Source organism: Grimontia hollisae CIP 101886 (genome assembly GCF_000176515.1).
In the GTDB taxonomy this organism is placed as follows: Bacteria; Pseudomonadota; Gammaproteobacteria; order Enterobacterales; family Vibrionaceae; genus Enterovibrio; species Enterovibrio hollisae.
In genome coordinates, this window is the sequence record NZ_ADAQ01000011.1 from 797,291 (window position 1) to 819,519 (window position 22,229).

At 50.9% G+C, this 22,229-nt stretch carries 13 protein-coding genes and 1 other annotated feature; of the genes, 6 read left to right on the forward strand and 7 right to left on the reverse strand.

Annotation, left to right across the window (positions count from 1 at the left end):
• The first annotated feature begins 146 nt into the window (after window positions 1-146).
• Window positions 147-524: an autonomous glycyl radical cofactor GrcA gene (grcA, locus tag VHA_RS09920; RefSeq protein WP_005503922.1), complete on the forward strand. Its 378-nt coding sequence runs from the start codon at window positions 147-149 to the stop codon at window positions 522-524.
• A 63-nt stretch (window positions 525-587) separates the two neighbouring features.
• On the opposite strand, the gene thrC is transcribed toward grcA, so the two are convergent.
• The 3 genes from thrC to thrA are packed head-to-tail and all read right to left on the reverse strand — an operon-like array spanning window position 588 to window position 5,289.
• Complete coding sequence (thrC, locus tag VHA_RS09925) at window positions 588-1,871, reverse strand: threonine synthase (protein ID WP_005503923.1); 1,284 nt, start codon at window positions 1,869-1,871, stop codon at window positions 588-590.
• The gene (thrB, locus tag VHA_RS09930) at window positions 1,868-2,827 is read right to left on the reverse strand and encodes a homoserine kinase (protein WP_005503924.1); all 960 of its coding nucleotides are present in this window, start codon (window positions 2,825-2,827) and stop codon (window positions 1,868-1,870) included. The genes thrC and thrB overlap by 4 nt, the downstream gene beginning before the upstream one ends.
• 2 nt (window positions 2,828-2,829) lie before the next feature.
• Window positions 2,830-5,289, reverse strand: a complete 2,460-nt coding sequence (gene thrA, locus VHA_RS09935) for a bifunctional aspartate kinase/homoserine dehydrogenase I (RefSeq protein WP_040528606.1) — start codon at window positions 5,287-5,289, stop codon at window positions 2,830-2,832.
• A gap of 47 nt (window positions 5,290-5,336) precedes the next feature.
• Window positions 5,337-5,455 (reverse strand) — a sequence feature (Thr leader region).
• 243 nt (window positions 5,456-5,698) lie between these two features.
• Between thrA and aceK the strand changes: the two genes are divergently transcribed.
• Complete coding sequence (gene aceK / locus VHA_RS09940; protein ID WP_005503929.1) at window positions 5,699-7,414, forward strand: bifunctional isocitrate dehydrogenase kinase/phosphatase; 1,716 nt, start codon at window positions 5,699-5,701, stop codon at window positions 7,412-7,414.
• Window positions 7,415-7,632: 218 nt separating this feature from the next.
• On the forward strand, window positions 7,633-8,106 hold the full coding sequence (locus VHA_RS09945) for a hypothetical protein (RefSeq protein ID WP_005503930.1): 474 nt from the start codon (window positions 7,633-7,635) through the stop codon (window positions 8,104-8,106).
• A 65-nt stretch (window positions 8,107-8,171) separates the two neighbouring features.
• Here the strand turns inward: VHA_RS09945 and VHA_RS09950 are convergent, their stop codons facing one another.
• Complete coding sequence (locus tag VHA_RS09950; RefSeq protein ID WP_005503931.1) at window positions 8,172-8,666, reverse strand: putative 4-hydroxy-4-methyl-2-oxoglutarate aldolase; 495 nt, start codon at window positions 8,664-8,666, stop codon at window positions 8,172-8,174.
• A gap of 786 nt (window positions 8,667-9,452) precedes the next feature.
• On the opposite strand from VHA_RS09950, the gene arcA reads away from it, so the two are divergent.
• On the forward strand, window positions 9,453-10,172 hold the full coding sequence (gene arcA / locus VHA_RS09960; RefSeq protein WP_005503932.1) for a two-component system response regulator ArcA: 720 nt from the start codon (window positions 9,453-9,455) through the stop codon (window positions 10,170-10,172).
• A gap of 90 nt (window positions 10,173-10,262) precedes the next feature.
• Here arcA and arcB read toward each other — a convergent pair whose 3' ends face one another.
• The 3 genes from arcB to mnmL form a co-directional block, all read right to left on the reverse strand.
• Window positions 10,263-12,611 (reverse strand): aerobic respiration two-component sensor histidine kinase ArcB, encoded by a 2,349-nt coding sequence (arcB, locus tag VHA_RS09965; RefSeq protein WP_005503933.1) that lies wholly within the window; start codon window positions 12,609-12,611, stop codon window positions 10,263-10,265.
• Between the two features lie 165 nt (window positions 12,612-12,776).
• Entirely contained in the window at window positions 12,777-14,519 is a 1,743-nt protein-coding gene (locus VHA_RS09970; protein ID WP_005503936.1) for a sensor domain-containing diguanylate cyclase, read from the reverse strand.
• Window positions 14,520-14,654: 135 nt separating this feature from the next.
• The gene (gene mnmL / locus VHA_RS09975) at window positions 14,655-15,581 is read right to left on the reverse strand and encodes a tRNA modification radical SAM protein MnmL/YtqA (RefSeq protein ID WP_040528609.1); all 927 of its coding nucleotides are present in this window, start codon (window positions 15,579-15,581) and stop codon (window positions 14,655-14,657) included.
• 575 nt (window positions 15,582-16,156) lie between these two features.
• On the opposite strand from mnmL, the gene gltB reads away from it, so the two are divergent.
• Window positions 16,157-20,704: a glutamate synthase large subunit gene (gene gltB, locus VHA_RS09980; RefSeq protein ID WP_005503938.1), complete on the forward strand. Its 4,548-nt coding sequence runs from the start codon at window positions 16,157-16,159 to the stop codon at window positions 20,702-20,704.
• Entirely contained in the window at window positions 20,697-22,166 is a 1,470-nt protein-coding gene (locus VHA_RS09985; protein WP_005503939.1) for a glutamate synthase subunit beta, read from the forward strand. Before gltB ends, VHA_RS09985 begins: the two co-directional genes overlap by 8 nt.
• The last annotated feature ends 63 nt before the right edge of the window (window positions 22,167-22,229 follow it).

Sequence of the window (22,229 nt, forward strand, 5' to 3'; positions counted from 1 at the left end):
AAGAAATGGCGGGGGGTATTTTCGCATATTTTGATTGTATTTTGACTAAAATCAAAATACCCTCACAAGCAGTAAGGTATATAAGTACCCAGCTCATCTATTGATGGAAAATTAACATCACCACGCCTATCAAAAAGGGGAAGATAATGATCACTGGTATTCAAATTACTAAAGCGGCCAACGATGACCTGCTAAACTCAATCTGGCTGCTGGACAGCGAAACCAACCAGGCTCGTTGTGTAGCAGCGAAAGCCGGTTTCGAAGCGGATCAGGTTATCCCTGCGGCCGATCTCGGCGAATACGAGAGCCGTGAAGTCGCAATCGAAGTACCTGCAAAGATTGAAGGTGGCCAGCACCTCAATGTGAACGTGCTGAAACGTGAAACGCTGGAAGACGCAGCGAAGCACCCAGAGAAATACCCACAGCTGACTATTCGTGTATCAGGTTACGCGGTACGCTTTAACTCGCTGACCCCTGAACAACAACGCGACGTTATCGCCCGTACTTTTACTAACTCTCTGTAATAGAAAGTAAAAATTACATAAAAAAACCGGCCAACTGGCCGGTTTTTGCTTTTATCAAGGCTGTTAACCAGCCACTTTCATCAGGTATTCGCGCAGTTGTGCGAAATCCGCGTCTTGCTCCACAGAGAGCAGTTCCATCGCGGCATGTTTCGCCAGAGGGCCCGGCAACGGAATGTCCTGCCCCAGAATATCATCCACTGATTCTTTAAATTTCGCCGGATGTGCCGTACACAGGAACAGGCCATACTCGCCATCCTTAAGCTGCTCGTCCAGCACGCGGTAAGCAATCGCACCATGCGGTTCGCACAGGTAACCGGCATCAAACATGGCTTTCAGCGTCTCAGCAGTCTGTTCATCTGTCACCGCTCCGGCACCCAGTTCATTCAGGCCCCAGCCTTTTACCTTGCACAGCTCTTCAATTCGCGGCCAGTTGTTGGGCTGGCTTACATCCATAGCGTTAGACAAGGTTGGAATGGTTGGCTCCGGTGTCCACTCACCGGTTTGCAGGTAACGTGGCACCGTATCATTAACATTAGTGGCCGCAATAAAACGTTTGATAGGCAGGCCAATCGCTTTTGCCAACAGACCTGCCGTCAGGTTCCCAAAGTTCCCACTGGGTACCGCCACCACCAGATTCTCACGCTGCGCTTTAGTCAGCTGGGATACGGCTTCAAAGTAGTAACAGATTTGCGCCATCAGACGGCTGATGTTAATCGAATTCGCTGAGTTCAGGCCGATAGCGGCGCGAAGCTCCGCGTCATCAAAGGCGTTTTTCACCATCGCCTGACAGTCATCAAAAGTGCCGTTGATTGCCACGGTGTGAATATTGCCACCCAAAGTACAGAACAGCTTTTCCTGCAGCGGGCTGATTTTGCCTTTCGGATACAGGATCACCACATTGATGTTTTCCATGCCATAAAAAGCATGGGCAACTGCTGCGCCGGTATCTCCGGAAGTCGCGGTCAGGATGGTCACTTTACCGCCGTCTGACACCGCTGCCAGCGATTGGGCCATAAAACGGCCACCGAAATCTTTAAACGCCAGAGTTGGGCCATGGAACAGCTCAAGGGCACTGATCCTGTCCGTCACTTTCTCTACTGGCGCAGGGAATTGAAACGCATTTTCCACCATGCTACGCACAGTGTCCGGTGTCAGTTCGTCACCGATAAAGGCCGAAAGAATGTCGCTGCTGCGGCTGACAAAGTCTTTTTCAAGCAACGCATCAATGTCGTCAAATGTTGGCAGTTCGCTTGGGAAGAACAGGCCCTGGCTGCGGCCAAGGCCTTGTTTTACTGCCTGACCGAACGAGACCTGCTCGTCGTTTTCTTTGATGTTGTAAAGCTTCATAGTTCACTTCCTGTCACTGTCGATCCTTTCACATCCAATCGACAGATATGGACAAATCCTTCTTCGTTTTGAACGTAATGGTCCTGTAGCCATCTGGCGACGCGCTCAGCCACAGCCATATCATCTGTAATGCTGAACAGCGTTGGCCCCGAGCCGGAAATCCCGGTTGCCAGTGCACCGGCATCTTCAGCGTAATGTCTTGCTTCAGCAAAGCCGGGCAGCAGTTTTTCGCGATACGGCTCTGCCACCACGTCTTTGATCATGCTTGCCGCCAATTGTGGCTGGCCAGAATAACAGCCATGGATAAAGCCCGCCAGATGTCGACCATGGTTAATCACATCCTGACGGCGATATTGTGCAGGCAAAATAGCACGAGCCTCAGCGGTCGGGACTTTAATCCCCGGATACGCCATCACCCAGTACCATTCATCAAAACACGGCACCTGCTGACTGATGATCCCCATTTGCTCGACCATCAGTTGCAGGCCGCCAAGGTAACATGGTGCCACATTGTCATAATGCAGGCTGCCGGAAATGGCGGCTTCCATTTCTCCCATCAGAGCCAACAGGGAGGTTTCATCCAATGCCTCACCATGGAACTTATTCAGGGCATCGAGCGCTGCCACAATCGAACAGGCGCTGGAGCCCAGCCCTGAGCCGATAGGCATATTCTTTTCCAGGGTCATGGCCACATTGCGTACCGGCTGCCCCCGTTTTTCCATTTCACGGCAAAATACCCGGTAGCTTTGGTAAACAATGTTGTCTTCCTGATTCTCAGGCAGCTTGTCAACAAATCCGCCGACACAGTTCAGGGTAAACGGCGTACTACCGCCATCTTCCACTTTCACCCTGTCCCCGAGCAAAGAGCCATCAATCGGAGACACCGCCGCACCCAGTACATCAAAGCCGACACTCACATTACCAATAGACGCCGGCGCGTAAACAACCACACTCATCGTTATACCCCCAGCTTCCAACCCAGTGTGCGCATCAGGTCAGCGAAAACACCGGCTGCTGTCACTGCTGTTCCCGCACCGTAACCGCGCAGCACCAGAGGGATCGGTTGGTAATAACGGCTGTAGAATGCCAGGGCATTTTCACCCTCTTTGATTTTGTACATAGGATCGTCGGCATCGACCGCCTGTATTTTCACCGAACACTGGCCGTTTTCGATGCTGCCAACATAGCGCAGCACTTTGCCTTCTGCCCGCGCATCAGCGGCCAGTTTTTCAAAGTAGGCATCCGCTTGTGGCAGTTTTGCCATAAAGCTTTCTACATCACCGGAGGCGTCAAAACCCGGTGGCAGCGCTGGCTCCACTTCCACATCTTCCAGCTCCAGATGCATCCCGGCTTCACGCGCAAGGATAAGGAGCTTACGTGCCACATCCATCCCGGAGAGATCGTCCCGCGGATCTGGCTCGGTAAAGCCGCTTTCACGCGCAACCGTCGTCGCGTCACTGAAACTCTGACCTTCATCAAGCTTGCCAAAGATATGAGACAGCGACCCTGACAGAATACCGTTAAATTTCTCCAGCTCATCACCCGCTGCAATCAGGTTTTGCAGGTTCTCAATTACCGGCAGGCCTGCACCAACTGTGGTGTCATACATAAACTTACGGCGAGTGGCGCGCGCTGCCTTGCGAAGCTGCTGGTAATACGCCATGCCCGCAGTGTTGGCTTTCTTGTTCGGGGTGATTACATGGAAACCGGCCGAAAGGAAATCGGCGTATTGGTCAGCAATCGCCTGTTCAGAGGTACAGTCAATGAACACCGGGTTGATGATGTGGTTCTGCTGAACCAGACGCACCATGCGTTCCAGGCTGAAAGGCTCATCCGCTTTCGCCAGTTCGTCACGCCAGCTATTAAGATCCACACCTTTGCTGTTGAGCAACATGCCTCGGCTGTTCGCCAGACCGCAGACACGGATGACAATGCCCTGTCCGGCCAGTTTCGCCTGCTGACGTTTTACCTGCTCAACCAACTCGCCACCGACACCACCGACACCAACAATAAATACATCCAGGTAATGGTTGGAGTTGAAGAGGTTTTCGTGGCACGCTTTCACTGCTTCTGACACGCTGTCATCCGGGATAACTGCCGAAATGGAGCGCTCAGATGAGCCCTGTGCGATAGCCACAATATTGACGTTCACTTCCGCCAAAGACGTAAAGAACTGGGAAGCAACGCCTTTCGAGGTGCGCATCGCATCACCGACCAGCGACACAATCGCAACGTTGTCAACGAACTCTACCGGCTCAAGCAGGCCATCTTTCAGTTCCAGCTCAAAGCTTTCCTGCAGGGCGCGCTGTGCCACCGGCTTGTCTTCCGCTTCAATACAGAAGCTGATGCTGTACTCAGAAGAGGACTGGGTGATCAGCACAACAGAGACGCCGGCGGAAGACATGGCTCCGAATACCCTTGCAGCCATACCGACCATGCCTTTCATGCCGGGACCTGACACGTTCACCATGCTCAGTTTGCTGAGAGTAGTGATACCTTTCACTGCCAGATTATCTTCACCGCTGTCATTACCAATCAAGGTACCGGCACCCTGTGGGTTGGCGGTGTTTTTAATGAGGCATGGAATATGGAAACGTGCGATAGGAAGAATAGTTTTCGGATGGAGGACTTTCGCACCAAAGTAGGAGAGTTCCATCGCTTCCTGATAACTCAGGGATTTCAGCAACGTCGCATCTGGCACCAGGCGTGGGTCACAGCTATAGACACCGTCAACGTCAGTCCAAATCTCACAGCATTCTGCACGGACACAGGCAGCCAGCACCGCCGCAGAATAATCCGAACCATTACGGCCAAGCGTGACCAGTTCACCCTGTTCATTGGCGGCAGTAAAGCCAGGCATCAGGCCGATATGCGCGGCCGGGATCGGTGCTTTTTTGAAACGCTCAGAGGAGACTTCGATATCAACCATCGCTTCCAGATAGTCCCCATTTGCCTTCAAATACGTCACTGGATCGATGTTGAAAGTGTTGTAACCGCGGGCCTGAAGCAACGCCGACATGGTTGCAATAGAAAGGCGTTCGCCTTTACTGATGATGCGGGCGTAAATGTTGTCAGGACATAGCCCAAGCAGCGCAATACCGTGGATATATTGCTTTAGCTGGTTTACCGAGCGTTCAAGCTTTTCATACAGCGCGGCTTTATCTATGCCCTGCTCCATCGCTTCCAGGCCATCAAACAGGGCAGAGAAAATCTTCCTGATCTCCTCAACCTGACGATCAGCTTCCCCGTGTTTGACGGTGCTATCAATCACATCGACTAACAGGTTAGTGATCTTGGCCGGCGCGGACAAAACCGCCGACACCTCACTTTGACAGGTATTGCTGGTGATGATCTCTGCCGCACGGCTAAACCTTTCAGCATTTGCCAGCGAAGTACCACCAAACTTTAAAACTCGCATCCTTTCCTCCAACTCCTTCAAAACTCGTCAATTCAGTTATAAACAGGTGAAAAAAAGCCCGTACCTTGTAGGGGTACGGGCTCTTCTTCTAAATTCAGTGCATATCAGCCCGCACCCGCACCAGTGGTGTTGGTAATAATGGTGATAATGGTTGTGGTGCCGGCTGTTTTAAGCATGGCTTTTTCACCTTACGTGCTGCGTTTTTATAACCTTTACCGAACATAGGTACCAAGGTCAACAAAAATTTAAGTTATCTCTCAAAAAAACGCTGCAATTCGCAACTCTTAACTCATGGAATCAAAAGATGAGAAACCCCTATATTCCGACGCTTACTTCTTGCACAGTTTGTATATGCAGGACATAGTGACCTGAATTGAACAGAAATTCAGCAACCGCGGAGGAGGGAACCATGGCAGTTGCAATGGAGGAATTAGTCGCCCAGACCATATTGCAAGGTTCTGATGCGATGTATGGCCGTTTTTTGGATGTCACCGCTGGGGCACAGGAGCGTTTTGAGGCTCGCGACTGGAAAAGTGTGCAAAAGGCGCTAAGAACCCGCATTAACTTTTATGATCACCATGTCGGCCTTGTCAGCCAACAATTAAAAACCATGCTGGATAAACAGCATGCTACCCGGACCTTCCTCAAAGCAGTAAAAGCGGAATACAGTCGGTTGCTGGATGACTACCCACGTTATGATATTGCAGAAAGCTTCTTTAATTCGGTTTACTGCCGCATGTTTGATCACCGTAATATCCGGCGAGAAAAACTGTTCGTCAATAGCTCACAGGGCGGACGTATCCCGAAATACCCAACGCCCCTGCTGAAACGGTATGCCTCCAACCAATCTCTTATCCACACCATTGCACGGATCCTGGATGATACCCCCCTTACTCTCTCTTGGGTGAACAAAGCCCGGGATATCCATCGGATTGTCGAAGCCATGCAGCGCAGGTTAGGCCCACAGTTAACCGATGAAATCACCATCGACATGGTTCGGGAACCGTTTTACCGGAACAAAGCCGCTTACCTGATTGGCCGAATCGACATGGCAAACCAGGTTCGTCCTCTTGTTTTGCCTATTCTGGTGAACTCAAAAAATGAACTCTATGTTGATGCCTGTATCACTGATGCAGACGAACTCAGTGTGATTTTCGGCTTCGCCCGCTCTTATTTTATGGTGTATGCCCCGGTGCCTGCGGCATTGGTCGATTTCCTCAATCAGTTGATGCCCCATAAAACTCCGGCGCAGCTTTACACCGCCATCGGGTGTCAAAAACATGGTAAGACTGAACTCTATCGCGAGTTCCTGTATCACCTCGAAACATCAGATGACAAGTTTATTATCGCACCGGGGATAAAAGGGATGGTGATGTCCGTATTCACCCTGCCTTCCTACGGTTTTGTCTTTAAGATCATTAAAGACAGGTTCGCCCCGCAAAAAGACATTACCCATGCCATGGTCAAAGAGAAGTACCAGTTGGTTAAAGAGCATGACCGTGTAGGCCGTATGGCCGATACCTTGGATTACCGCAACTTTATCTTTCCCAGAGAGCGGTTCAGTGATGCGCTGATCGAGGAATTGCTCGACGTCGCTCCGTCAAACATCAAGATCACCAGCAGAGAGGTCCACATCCGCCACCTCTACATGGAACGCCGCATGATCCCGCTAAACATTTACCTTGAGCAGGCTGACGATGAAGAGCTGAGAAATGCCGTTCAGGAATATGGCGATGCCATCAAACAACTGGCTGCTGCAAATATCTTTGCTGGCGATATGCTGTTTAAAAACTTTGGCGTGTCCCGACACAGCCGCGTGATCTTCTACGACTATGACGAGATATCCTACCTGACGGAAGTCAACTTCCGCCGTATTCCCCCCCCGCGAACACCAGAAGATGAAATGGCGGCAGAACCCTGGTACAGCGTGGGTGAATATGACGTGTTTCCGGAAGAATTCCGTACCTTCCTGCTGATTAACCCCAAAATCCGGGCGCTGTTTGATGAGTTGCATTCCGATCTTTTTGAGCCGGACTACTGGAAAGGTCTGCAGGAAAATATTCAGCAAGGACAATTTAATGATGTCTTCCCTTACAGTGAGGCCTATCGGTTTACCAATCAGTGAAAGTGTGAACCCGACACGCTGACGTCAAAACTTTGCCATACATTGGGCATACCATTTGCTTAAATTTCAATCAACCCATTCAGCGGTAAACCTTTGCCGCTGGATGATGGGACATGAAAGAGGAGTCGAAAAATCCCATTTCTGCTTTCTCAAAAATAAAACAGATGGACTAGACTGAACATTCAGTCCAACAAGAACGAATCAGGGAAGGTGGCACCATGAAAAACATCCTTATCGCCGTCACCCTGCAATCAGTGGCTTTTTTCGCATTCGCGCAGGGTTCGTTACCGCTGTATGAATATTATGAAGGAGACCAGAAACCCTGGTTTTCTAACTCGATAACGACCGGAAACCAGGGGTTTGACAGTTGGACGATCAGTTCAGGCTATCATTATCCGCTGTTGAAAAATGTTAATGTATACCTTGGCACCGAGATGACAACGGAAACAGCCTACACAGCCAGCAGCAAAGGTCTGTTAAGTGGGATCCAATACAACTTCACTGATAACCTCAGCATTGGCAGTACTGTTCAGGCAGAACGGATAAATGAGGAAACTGTTGGCGTGGTGGGTATGAGCAGCCAATTCAGGCTTACCGACAAACTCAACCTTGAAGCCAAGGTCGATTATAACCTGAACCAGACGCCTGCCGCGTCTGCAACCTATCAGCTTGGCGTCGGCTTTCGTTTCTAACGTCTGTTGACGCAAGTTTCATTTGCCATTTCCCAGAAAAAAACGCCATCAGGCGGTTTTTGCGTTTAGGGTTGCTCACCAAACTCTATCGGGTGCTGGCTGATCATGACGCCATTAAGGTCAGCAAACAGATAATCGCCGGGTGAAATCGATATCCCCTCAATACGAAGTTGGACATCTTCATCCCCCAACCCACGCTTTTCGGTCTTTATCGGACAAACACCCAAGGCTTTTACCCCTAGGTTCATTTTGCCCAGCGCCCAGGCGTCGCGCACTGCGCCATAAACCACGATACCCTCCCAGCCGTTTTCTATCGCACGCTCTGCCAGGAGATCCCCCAGCAGTGCCTTGTTCAGGTTTCCATGTCCATCAACCACGAGCACCCGCCCAGCGCCGGGCTTACCGAGAATATCGCGCACTTTGGAGTTATCTTCAAAACAACGCAAGGTTTCCACCCGACCGGAAAACACGGTTTTCCCACCAAAGTCCCGCCATTGCACGGGGATCCACAACACGTCATCACCATGTGTATCACTGATATCTGGCAGTAAATCTTCCATGCTCGCTCCTTTGTTTGACGTTCAACCACTGTCACCTTGCGTTAAATCCTGATGATATCCATCAGCCTGTAGACCACCTCATTTCTTGGCTATAAACCTAGCAAGATCCCGTCATTTCAGCGTTGCCAACTTTCATAAAGTAGGCATTGCTCACTCAAACTTTGGTGTAATTGATTGTGTTTTTACCTGATCAAACAAGCTGTTCCCCTGTTATAACAGGAAACATCAGATCGGATAAAAAAACCTCTGAGTCACAATATACCCAAGCAACCTGAAAATGCAGGATTCAGCGAGTTGACCAGCGTGAAGCAACATGGTCTGATAAAGTGTTTTTACATAATTTTCACACATGTGGTAATAGTACGAAAAGGTTAATGTATCTTTGTAATATCCAGCACAGAAATTCTGGCAAATTTCCATGTTTTGCGACCACGTAAATTGGGATTGACGTATATCAATAAAATTTGAAAAAAGTTGCGTTGATTTATTACTAAATATTGTTAGCACGCTGTTAAATGAATACAATCAGCGCTATCCAAAGGATTAGCTGGTCAAATTGACTTGGCCAGTAACATGCAGGGCGGCAACTCGCATCTGCAACTAGCTTCTCTAGGGATGGCGTTTGTATCAGGAAAGTATGTCCGTAAGTATAAAGAACACCCTTGATATACTTTTCCTGTTTGTAAATTTTCTTCACAGAGTCAACAGACGTTGTGATTGATTGGGAGCCCGTCAAGAACGCTCGCTTCCCAGTACCAGAATCCTTAAAGAAATTAGGTAACGCCAATGCAAACCCCTCACATTCTGATTGTTGAAGACGAACACGTAACTCGTAACACGCTGAAAAGCATCTTCGAGGCTGAAGGTTATACCGTCCTGGAAGCGAACGATGGCGAAGAAATGCATCAAGTGCTTTCTAACAATCAGGTTCACCTGGTTATTATGGACATTAACCTGCCTGGCAAAAATGGCCTGCTGCTGGCCCGCGAACTGCGTGAACAAGGCGACATGGCACTGATGTTCCTGACAGGCCGTGACAACGAAGTTGACAAGATCCTGGGGCTGGAAATCGGTGCAGATGACTACATCACCAAACCATTTAACCCTCGCGAACTGACTATCCGTGCCCGTAACCTGCTGACCCGAGCAATGAGCCAAGGTGCAATGCCAGACGATAAGCGCTCTGTTGACCGTTATGTATTCAATGGCTGGACGCTGGACATCAACAGCCGCTCGCTGATCAGCCCAGGTGGTGAGCAGTTCAAGCTGCCTCGCTCTGAATTCCGTGCGCTGCTGCATTTCTGTGAAAACCCGGGCAAAATCCAGACCCGTGCAGACCTGCTGAAGAAGATGACTGGTCGTGAGCTAAAACCACACGACCGTACTGTAGACGTTACTATCCGCCGTATCCGTAAGCACTTTGAATCTTTCGGGGACACACCGGAAATCATTGCGACCATTCACGGCGAAGGCTACCGCTTCTGTGGCGAGCTGGAAGAAATCTAATTTCTTCTCACCATAACGACTTGAAAGGCCTGCATTGCAGGCCTTTTTGTTGTCCGAGCTAAACGGCCATCAATCGATGGACGCCCAGCGCTATTGTTTGCTGTAATCCTCAAGCCATTGTTTGAGTACAGCCAGATCTTTCACATAGCCTTCTTTGATTTCATCCACCCAGTCGGCAATGTTTTCCCACCATGCTGGCAGTTCTGGCGATTGCGCCTTTTGCGCCACTTTTTGGATGTGCTTGAGGCCAATTGATCCTGCCGCACCTTTGATTTTATGAGCTTCGCTGGCAATGCCATCCTGATCTTTGGCGGTCATGTTGCTGTCGAGGATATGGAGATACTCAGGCATCAGCTCTTCAAACATGGCAATGCTCTGGAAAACCGGCTCCGGTCCGACAATATCGACATAAGACGTCAACATATCCAAGTCAAGCAAGGTGTCCAGCATCCCATTACCCGGCTTTGTCTGTTTTTTTACTTTGGCGGCTTCAGTCGCAACCGGGCATTGCCGTGCCAGACGCTCAATCACTTCTGTCACCGCAGACACACTGATGGGCTTGCTGATCGCGTCATCCATGCCGTTGTTGAAGTATTCAGTTTTGTCTTTAATCACATTGGCGGTCAGTGCGACCAGTGGTGGCAGTGCTTCCCCGCTCGCACGGAGCTGGTTGGCAATATCGAATCCCGTCATGTCCGGCAACTGAATGTCCAACAACAACATGTCGTATTGCGCCTGCGGGAACAGCTCTAGGGCTTCCCTGCCACTCCTTGCCACGACGACACTGTGCCCGAGGCTTTCCAGCAGGTTGGTAGCCACCGTAATGTTCAGCTCAATGTCTTCCACCAACAAGATGTGCAGCGGGCTTTGCTCTGTTGTCACTTTATCTTTATTCGCTTTCGCTTCGCACAGCGGCACCGCCAGTGTCACGGTAAAAGTACTGCCTTCACCCACTTCACTGTCGACTGTAATATCCCCATTCATCAGCCGCGCCAGCTTGCGCGACACAGCCAGACCAATCCCTGTACCCACAGCATGGAGGTTATCTTCTCCCTGTTTTACCTGGTAATACATGGCAAAAATCTTGTCCTGCTCTTCCAGCGGGATACCGATACCGCTGTCTTCCACCTCGAATTGCAGGTGCGCAGTGTCCTCTTCCACATCACAGCTGACCGTGACGTTCACCGCCCCCTGCTTAGTGAATTTCACCGCATTACCCACCAGGTTCCAGAGGATTTGGCGAAGGCGGGTGGCATCGACTTTGACTGCTGGCGGCAGGTCAGTAAGCCGGTCCAGGGTAAACCGCAGGCCTTTTTGCTGCGCCATCAGGGCACTGATACTTTCAATTTCAGAAACAAAGTCAGGCAAATCGACTGGCTGTGGCATCAGTTCTAACCGGCGCCGGTCAGACTTATCCAAATCAATAATGTCGTTGAAAATATTTCCAAGGGTAATGGCACTGACATGGATGGTCCTGAGATGACCCAATTGCTCTTCTGACAGGCGGGTTTCCAGCAGCATACGGCTCAGCCCAACAATCCCATTCAGTGGAGTACGAAGCTCATGGCTGATGGTGGAAATAAAGGCTGTTTTATCACGGCTGGCTTTCTCCAAGGCATCCTGATAACGCTTGCGTTCAGTGATCTCTCGGCCAAAACCGACCAGTCCCAAGCGTCGGCCGTCCCTAGAATAAAAAGGCAGCTTACGCAGTTCAAAGTACGCCTTGCGGCCATCTTGGTATTCCAGCCACTGTTCGTATGTCAGCGATACATTGTTATCAAACACCTGCTGGTCAGTTTCTACCACCTTACTGGCGATGTCTTCACGATAAACATCCCACGGTGTCAGCCCCACCAGCTCTTTTTCTTTCTTGCCGGTCAAATCCTCCATGGCCCGGTTACAGCCGGAAAACTGGCCTTTTTCGTTGCGGTAGTAAATCAGATCAGGAGATGCATCAATAAAGGACCGCAATAGAGCTGTCTGCTCTGCCAGTTCAACCTGGGCTTTTTCACGCTGGTAGACTTCATTTTCCAGATCGACCATGGCTTCTTCACGCGCTTCTTCTGCTCGCTTACGCTCTTCAATCTCAAGGTTCAACTGGTTAATGTTTTCGGTAAGCTGGCGGTTCAGCTCCATATCACGGGCCCGCATTTCTTCCAGCTTGACAACCAGTTTCGTCAAACGCTGGCGGGATTCTTCCAACTGATCTACCACCACAGAAAGGAAGTACACTGCCCAAGGAGTAATCAACAGACCAAAGAAGACAGAGCGGACGATATCTGCATCATGCACGGTGCCATTTAATACCAGTGTAATGCCAACCTGAACGATCACTGCCAGCGCGACCAATGCCAGCGCAAGCAGCATACTGAAACGTACCAAGCCAAGCTTGACCAGCAGATCGACGTAGTACTGCGCTAAGAGTTTTATTTGCTTCATTGAACTTCCAGATCAACGTGAGTAGAAGGAGGCTGTATCGTTTCCTGCTACAGCGGGTCAGTCAGGCAAAATAATAACGTTGCCGCAAAGGAAGCTAAAGAAAAAGGGGCACATTCCCCTGCCCCCCGACAAAGTATTTCGACACCGCCACCCGATGCCTGCCTTTTATGCTTCGATGAGGGTTCCACCCGATACTATCTGGTTCCGCCCTGCGTTTTTCGCGCAATAGAGTGCCTGATCCGCCAGTGACACCAGATCGCCGTAATCCTGGCCCGCTACCGGACGCAAGGTGGCAATACCCTGGCTGAGGGTAATCCGGTCAGCCACCTTTGAAAACGCGTGTGGAATAGCCGCCTTTTGCAATTCTTCCGCAATATTCTGCGCAACCACCAATACACCCTCTTCGGTTGTATTTGGCAGCAGAATAGCAAACTCTTCACCGCCATAGCGGGCCACTGCATCCAGGGGGCGGCGAGTCACGCGTTGGAACACATCTGCAACCTGTCTCAATGCTTCATCACCTTGTTGATGCCCATAGTTGTCGTTGTAAGGCTTGAAATAGTCAATGTCGCAGAAAATCAAAGAAAGCGGCTCTTTCTCACGGATATGGGCGTGCCACATTTTGACCAGTTGTTCATCAAAACTACGGCGGTTTGCCACCTTCGTCAGGCCATCAACGAAACTGAGCTCTTCCAGCTCCATGATCGCATCAGCCAATTGTTGCTGTGTTGCCTTACGCTCTGTCACATCGCGGGCGATGACCAAAACCCCGATAGTATCGTCCGTGGAATCGCTGAACTGGGTTTTGGTCAGCTCGTACCACACCATGGACCCATCTCGTTTCATCACCAAATCTTCGTATTTGATGGTGTCACCCTTTTCCAACACCGGCAAATCAGTCTTCTTGTGTTGTGCCAGTACTTCCGGCTCCATCAGATCATCGGCAAGCTCCCCCTCCAAATCATCATGGGGCACCCCCATGGCTTCGGCAAACGCAGCATTGCCGCCCAGAAACTCATAATCTTTGTTATAGATACCAATAGGATCCACGCTGGCTTTGAAAATCGAGGTCAGCACATTGCTGTGTTTTTTCAGTTGTTGCTCAACATCCTGGCGCGCTCTAATCTCCTGTTCGAGCGACTGGCGCATCATGTGCCAGTTAGTCACATCATGGCTGATACTCAGGGTACCGAAAACCTCGCTCTCATCATCCAGCAAAACCGTTTGATTGGTTTCCAGCAAACAACTGTCGCCATTAGGGTTGGTGGTCCAGCTTTGTTGGGTGCGCCTGCCACGGGCATGTTCATCGGCAGAAAAAATCAGCCCTTCCTGCTCTCGGCCTTTCCAAAAGCGATCATAGGCAAGGTTTGTCCCAACGATCCTCCCTTCCTTGTCTTGAAAGCAGACAAGTTCGGCCAGAGAGTTAATCACGCTGCGAAAGATTTGGCTGTCATCGTTTGCAAAGGGTTCGCTATAAACGGCTTCAGATTTTGGCTCAAGCGACACAATCCAGACCCGCTTTCCACTCGACCAGACTGGCAAACCGGAAAAACGTGCATGCCGTGGGGTACGGTGATCAGAAACCGCTCGGAAGTCTGCTGTCATTTCAACAAATGGGTGTGGCCATTGGCGCGAGGCCAGCAATGCACCAATGGTTTCCTTCTCGCGATTGCCACGGATACGGTAGCGTGAACCTTGTACATCGACATTAAACAAACGTACAAAGCTTCTGTTAGCATAAAGAATGCTGCCATCACTGTGGTTGATTATCGCCTTGGGGGAATGAAGGTTCGATAAGTAAAGCTGCCAGGTTTTCATCGATATGACACGGCGATGAAACACCCAAACCATCCCCAACAGACACCCTACCAAAAGCAATAATGCTGCGATTGGTAACCACTCATTCATCCTTCCACCTTTTGCCCGACATCCTTGAAGAAGCAATCATTTTTTGCATAAACATCACGCTTCATCTTGCCACACGGTTATGAAAGAAAACGAACAGACCTCATTGATTTTTCGAGGTATCAAACGTGGGTCACATTATTGATGGAAATAAAAACAACGCTCAGTCAGGCTACCTTGCGGCCCTTTCTCATTCAGTGCCTTTGCGATCGCGGTCATTGCCAGCCAGCGGTTTTCACACCACTCTGGCGCAAGCAAGGTTGGCTTACGGGCATTGGCTGATACCCGATGGAAAACCACTTCTGCCGGCGTGCGAATGATCATCTCTGACGCACTGTCTACGTAAGCTTCAAGTGACATCGCATCCAGTCTTCCGGCCCGCCACGCTTTCGCCATGACAGAGCCTTCGACAATATGCAGTGGATGAAGCTTAATACCATCCGTGCCTGTCTCAATCACTCGTTCAATGGTAGTAATGTGATCAGCCTTGGTATCGCCCGGCAGGCCAACAATAAGGTGGGTACAGACGTTCAGCCCCAGCGCCCGGGCTTTTCGGGTGATGGCGTCATAACAGGCAAAATCATGCCCACGGTTGATGCGTTGCAGGGTTTTATCATTGGCAGTCTGAAGTCCCAGTTCCAGCCAGATCTCGTAGCCTTGTTGCTGATACCCCGCCAGCAGTTCAAGCACGGCATCCGGCACACAATCCGGACGGGTGCCGACGCAAAGGCCAACGATATCCGCATGTTTCAACGCATCTTCATACATGACACGCAACTTTTCCACTTCCGCATAGGTACTGGTGTAAGCCTGAAAATACGCCAGATAGCGCTTGGCGCGGTTCACCTCTGATGCCCGTTGCACCAGCTGGGAGGTCACCGAGAGCTGCTGTGCACTCTCATCAGCAAACGACGACACATTGCAAAAGGTACAGCCACCCCGCCCCAATGTGCCATCCCGGTTTGGACAACTGAAACCGCCATGCAATGTCAGTTTATGTACTTTTTCGCCATACCTGCGTTGTAGATCCTGACCAAAGGTATTCACCAATTGATGAAGTTCCATCATCGACCGCCTGAAGTTCTGGGTAAAAGAAAAAAGCGCGCGATATTAGCATCAAACCCACAGAGAAAACCTCGTCTAAATCAATGTTGGTTTAAGTTTTCATCACCCCACTGAAAGTAAATTACATTTCCTTCACAAATATAAACCTGTTGTCCATAAAGGATTTTTCAACCATTCATTACAAACGCCAATATTTGCATTTATATTCACAATAAACGCAAAACAAGTCTTTTAAGGCTTGGAGACCATGCCGCTAATGTTAACTTTTTATGGTAATTAATTTTCCGAATATGTAGGATAGCAACAGCTGCGTCTAAATTGTGAGCAATAATATTTGCCATATAACCCTCTTTTTTAGTGTGTTATCTGGTCAATAAAAGAAAGTGCAGCATTTTTGCATAGGATTGCAAAGAAGAGAGGGTTGCTGTTGTGAAACAGCAGCCGGGTTTGGTTGCCGCGAATACATACATTTTTGTTGATTTAAACTTGGCGACCGCTCAGTTGTGCCCGCAACAGGCACAACAAGGGAAGACAAATGCCTCCCAGGCATTTGTGTCAACTGGAAGGACGTAAACATGACTGATTCAGTGCTACGCACCGATGGGCTTTATGTGCCCGAAATGGAACACGACGCCTGCGGTATCGGCTTCGTCGCCCACCTGAAGAACAGAAAGTCCCATGCGATTGTGACCCAGGCACTTGATATGCTGGCCCGCATGGAGCACCGCGGTGGTCAGGGCTGTGACCCATGCAGTGGTGACGGTGCCGGGATTCTGTTACAAAAACCCCACGAATTTTTACTCGAAGAGACCCGCAAACTGGGGATTCAGCTGCCATCTGCTGATAAATACGGTGTCGGCGTCATGTTGTTCCCAAAAGATGAGAACAAACGCCACCAATGCCGTGACATCTTCGAGCGCAATGCCAAGCGCCTGGATCTGGAAGTGATTGGTTATCGTGTATTACCAACCGACAATTCCATGATTGGCGCAGACCCGCTCAGCACTGAGCCACAATTCGAGCATGCGTTTGTGACCGGTGGCGACCACCTGTCTCTTGACGAGCTTGAGCGCAAACTGTTTGTACTGCGTAACTACACTGTCCGCGTGTGTCTGGAAAGTGTTTCCAATATCGGCGACGATTTCTACATCAACTCTTTCTCTGCCAAGACACTGGTCTATAAAGGCCAATTGACCACAGAGCAGGTGCCACAATACTTTCTTGACCTGCAAAACCCATCAATGGTCACAGCACTGGCTCTGGTTCACTCACGTTTCTCGACCAACACTTTCCCACGCTGGCGTTTAGCCCAGCCTTTCCGTTATATCGCGCACAACGGCGAAATTAACACCGTGCGTGGCAACCTGAACTGGATGAAGGCACGTGAAGCCCTGCTTGAATCCAAGCTGTTTTCTGAGCAGGAGCTGAAGATGCTGCTGCCGGTTTGTCAGGAAGGGGCATCAGACTCAGCAAACTTCGACATGGCGCTGGAACTCTTGGTACTCAGTGGCCGTAGCCTTCCGCATGTACTGATGATGATGGTGCCGGAAGCATGGCAGGAAAATGCCAAGCTGGATCCGAAACTGCGCGCATTCTATCAATACCATGCCAACATCATGGAGCCTTGGGACGGCCCTGCGTCTGTTTGTTTCACCGATGGTGTGAAAGTCGGTGCAACCCTGGACCGCAACGGCTTGCGTCCCAGCCGCTACACCGTGACGAAAGATGATTACCTCATCATGGCATCGGAATCCGGCGTCGTAGACATCGAGCCGGAAAACATCCAGTTCCGTGGCCGCCTGCAACCCGGTCGTATCTTCATTGCTGACCTTGAGCAGGGCCGCATCATTTCTGATGAAGAAGTGAAAAACGAGATCGCCTCTGCACAGCCTTATCAGGAATGGGTAGAAAAGAACCTGCTGCAACTGGACAAGCTGCCAGAAGCTGACTCCAAGCACCAGCAACCTTCTCCTGAACGCCTGCTGCATCACCAACAGGCATTTGGCGTCACCTCAGAGGAAGTGAACGAAATTATTGTACCTATGGCTAAAGACGGTAAAGAGCCGCTCGGCGCTATGGGGGCAGACTGGCCACTGGCGGTGCTTTCACACCAGTCACAACACCTGTCTAACTATTTCAAGCAACTGTTTGCCCAGGTCACCAACCCGCCAATCGACCCGATCCGTGAGCGCATGGTGATGTCGCTGAAAACCTATCTGGGTAAAGATCAGAACCTGTTGGCCGAATCGCCGGAGCATTGCCGCAAGGTTGAGCTGGAGTCACCGGTTCTGAGCAACGGCGAGCTGGAAAAACTGCGCGCAATCGACAACGATCATCTTCAGGCCAAAACCCTGGATATCGTGTTCCGAGCCAGTGGCGAGCCTGGCAAGCTGGAGCGTGCGCTGAAGCGCATTTGTCAGTACGCGGAAGATGCCGTTGTTGATGGTTACTCCATTATTCTGCTGACCGACCGTGCCGTGAACTCGAACCACGCCGCTATCCCTGCAATGCTGGCTGTAGGTGCGGTTCACCATCACCTGATCCGCAAAGGCCTGCGTGCAAAAGCCGATATCGTCATCGAAACCGGTGACGCGCGTGAGACCCATCACTTTGCCACTCTCGTTGGCTACGGTGCGAATGCTGTTAACCCGTACCTGGTCTACGAAACTCTGGTCGATTTACAGCGCACCAGGAAGCTGGATCCAGAAGCCAATGTAGACGCACTGTTTGAAAACTACCGCAAGTCCATCAACGCCGGGCTGTTGAAAATTTTCTCGAAGATGGGGATTTCTACCCTGCAGTCTTATCACGGTGCACAAATCTTCGAGGCGCTGGGTATCAGCAAAGCTGTGGTGGATAAATACTTTACCGGCACGGTTTCCCGTATCCAGGGCCTGTCGATTGATGACATCGCCAAAGAAGTGCTGATCCGTCACCGTCTGGGTTACCCGACGCGTGAAATCCCGGTTCAGATGCTGGATGTCGGTGGTGTCTACCAGTGGAAACAGCGTGGCGAGAAACACCTTTTCAACCCTGAAACTATCCATCTGCTGCAAAACTCAACCCGTAACAAGAACAAAAAGCAGTTTAAAGAATACTGCCATGCAGTAGACAGTCAGGGTGACAACGCCGCGACCCTGCGCAGCCAGTTCGACTTTGTAAAAAACCCTGCCGGTAGCATTCCTCTGGAAGAGGTTGAACCCGTAGAGAGCATTCTGAAACGCTTCGCAACCGGCGCAATGAGCTTTGGCTCTATCTCTTACGAGGCGCACTCTACACTGGCGGTTGCCATGAACCGTATTGGTGCGAAATCAAACTCCGGTGAAGGTGGTGAAGATCCAGAACGTTTCGAGAAGAAAGAAAACGGCGATTGGGAACGCTCTGCCATCAAGCAGGTGGCGTCTGGCCGTTTCGGTGTCACCTCTTATTATCTGACGAATGCCGATGAAATTCAGATCAAGATGGCTCAGGGCGCGAAGCCGGGTGAAGGTGGTCAGCTTCCAGGTCACAAAGTGGATGACTGGATTGGCCGTACCCGTCACTCCACCCCGGGAGTGGGCCTGATTTCGCCACCGCCGCACCACGATATCTACTCTATCGAGGACTTGGCGCAGCTGATTTACGATCTGAAAAACGCCAACCGCAAAGCGCGTGTCAACGTGAAGCTGGTCTCTGAAGCGGGTGTCGGCACCATCGCCTCCGGCGTTGCCAAGGCAAAAGCCGACGTGGTTCTGATTGCCGGCTTCGACGGCGGCACCGGTGCCTCCCCACTGTCTTCTATCAAGCACGCAGGTCTGCCGTGGGAGCTGGGTCTGGCGGAAACACACCAGACGCTGCTGAAAAACGGCTTGCGCAACCGCATCGTGGTTCAGTCTGATGGTCAGATGAAAACCCCGCGCGATCTCGCTGTCGCAACCTTGCTGGGAGCAGAGGAATGGGGTGTGGCAACAGCAGCACTGGTGGTTGAAGGCTGTATCATGATGCGTAAGTGTCACCTCAATACCTGCCCTGTCGGTATCGCTACGCAAAACAAGACCCTGCGTGAGCGTTTCGATGGCCGCGTGGAAGACATTGTAACTTTCTTCACTTACATGGCTGAAGGCCTGCGTGAAATCATGGCGGAGCTGGGCTATCGCACTATCAACGAGATGGTGGGTCAGTCTCAGCATCTGAAAGTGCGCTCTGATGTCGGGCACTGGAAATACCAGAACCTGGATCTTAACGTGGTACTTCACAAGGAAGAGCCACGCGAAGGCGATGCGATGTATTGCCAGCGCGAGCAAAACCACGGTCTGGAAACTGTCCTTGACCGCCGTCTGATTGAAGCGGCTTCCAGCGCACTCAAAGAGGGCCGCAAGGTCGACGCTGAATTCGCGATTGTGAACACCGACCGTAGCGCCGGTACCATGCTGTCGAACGAAATTTCGAAAGTGTATAAAGACCAAGGTCTGCCGGAAGAAATGAGCGTGAAGTTCAAAGGCTCTGCCGGTCAAAGCTTTGGTGCCTTCCTCGCAAAAGGCGTGAAGTTCACGGTTGAAGGTGATGCGAATGACTACTGGGGTAAAGGTCTCTCTGGTGGTACGCTGGTGCTTTACCCCGATGCGAAGAGCGACATCATCGCCGAAGACAACATTGTTGTCGGTAACGTCTGTTTCTACGGTGCCACCTCGGGCGAATCTTACATCCGTGGTGTGGCCGGCGAGCGTTTCTGTGTGCGGAACTCTGGCGCCAACGTGGTAGTTGAAGGCATCGGTGACCACGGCTGCGAATACATGACCGGGGGCGTGGCAGTAATACTCGGCCAAACTGGCCGAAACTTTGCCGCTGGCATGAGTGGTGGTGTGGCTTACGTCTGGGATCAATTCAACGATTTCGAATCCAAGCTCAACCCTGAGCTGGTGGACCTGGATCCATTGGATGAAGAAGACGTCACTTTACTGAAAGCGATGATCACCAAGCATCATACGTTAACAGGCAGTACCGTGGCGGAAACGTTTTTGGCAAACCTTGAGGAGAACCTCAAGTCCATTGTCAAAGTCATGCCGCGTGATTACAAAGCCGTGCTGTTACAGCGCAAAGAAGAAGCCGCTAACAAGGAAGAAGTGGAGGCTGTAAATGGGTAAGCCAACCGGATTTCTCGAATTTGGCCGCGAATTGCCGGCCAAGAAAGACCCCGCCGTTCGAATTCAGGACAACAAGGAATTTGTGCTGAATGACGAGTTCGGTGAGAAAATTAACCAACAATCTGCCCGTTGTATGGACTGCGGTGTACCTTTCTGTCACAACGGCTGTCCAATCGGGAACATCATCCCTGAGTTTAACGACGCAGTTTACCGCGACAGCTGGGAAGAAGCGTGGAACATCCTGAGTTCGACCAACAACTTCCCGGAATTCACAGGCCGGGTTTGTCCGGCTCCCTGTGAAAGTGCCTGTGTCCTGGGTATTAACCAGGATCCAATCACTATCTGTAACATTGAAAAAACCATCGTCGAAACCGCATACCGTGAAGGCTATGCCAAGCCGAAAACCCCCACCTCCCGCACGGGCAAAAAGGTGGCGATCATCGGCTCAGGTCCTGCCGGTCTTGCTGCAGCCGAACAACTCAATAGCGCAGGTCATACCGTGACCGTGTTTGAGCGTGATGAAAAAGTCGGTGGCCTTTTGCGCTTTGGTATTCCGGACTTCAAACTCGGCATGGATGTGATTGATCGCAAAATCAGCCTGATGGCAGAAGCGGGGATCGAATTTAAGGTTAACGCCCATGTAGGTGTCGACATGAACGCCCAGCAAATCCGTCAGGACTATGACGTGGTGCTGCTCACTGGAGGGTCTACCGTGCCACGCGACTTGCCTATCCCGGGCCGCGAGCTGAAAGGTGTCCATTTTGCGATGGAATTTCTGGGTCAGAATAACCGCCGAGCTAATAACATGGCTCTGAAAACCGAGGAGATCCATGCCAAAGGCAAACATGTGGTGGTAATTGGTGGTGGTGATACCGGCTCTGACTGTGTGGGCACGTCAAACCGTCACGGTGCAGCCAGCATTACTCAGGTGGAAATCATGCCGATGCCACCGGAGAAGCGCCCGGCCAACATGCCCTGGCCGCAATACCCGATGATCCTGCGCACCTCAACCTCTCACGAAGAAGGCTGTGAGCGTCACTGGAATATCCTGACCAAAGCGTTTATCAGCGACGACAGCGGCAATGTAAAAGCGCTGCGCATGGCTGACATCGTCTGGAAAGATGCCGCCCCAGGAGAACGTCCAACGTTTGAAGAAGTGCCGGGCTCTGAGCGTGACATCCCTTGTGATCTGGCCTTTCTGGCGATGGGCTTCCTTCATCCTGAGCCGCATGGTGTGTTGGCACAACTGGATGTGGTGCTGGATGATCGTGGCAATGTGGCTACCCAGGACTTCCAGACTAACCAGAAAGGAGTATTCGCTGCCGGTGATATGCGTACCGGTCAGTCACTGGTAGTGCGTTGTATCAATGAAGGCCGTGAATGTGCCCGCGCTATCGATGCTTACTTGATGGGCAGCACCAATCTTGAAGCCAAAGCAGATTCACTGATGCTTTCCGCATAACAATAACAAGTGTGATCTTCCCGTTTTGCCAGCCCTCTGCGGCTGGCTTTTTTCGCTTTGAAC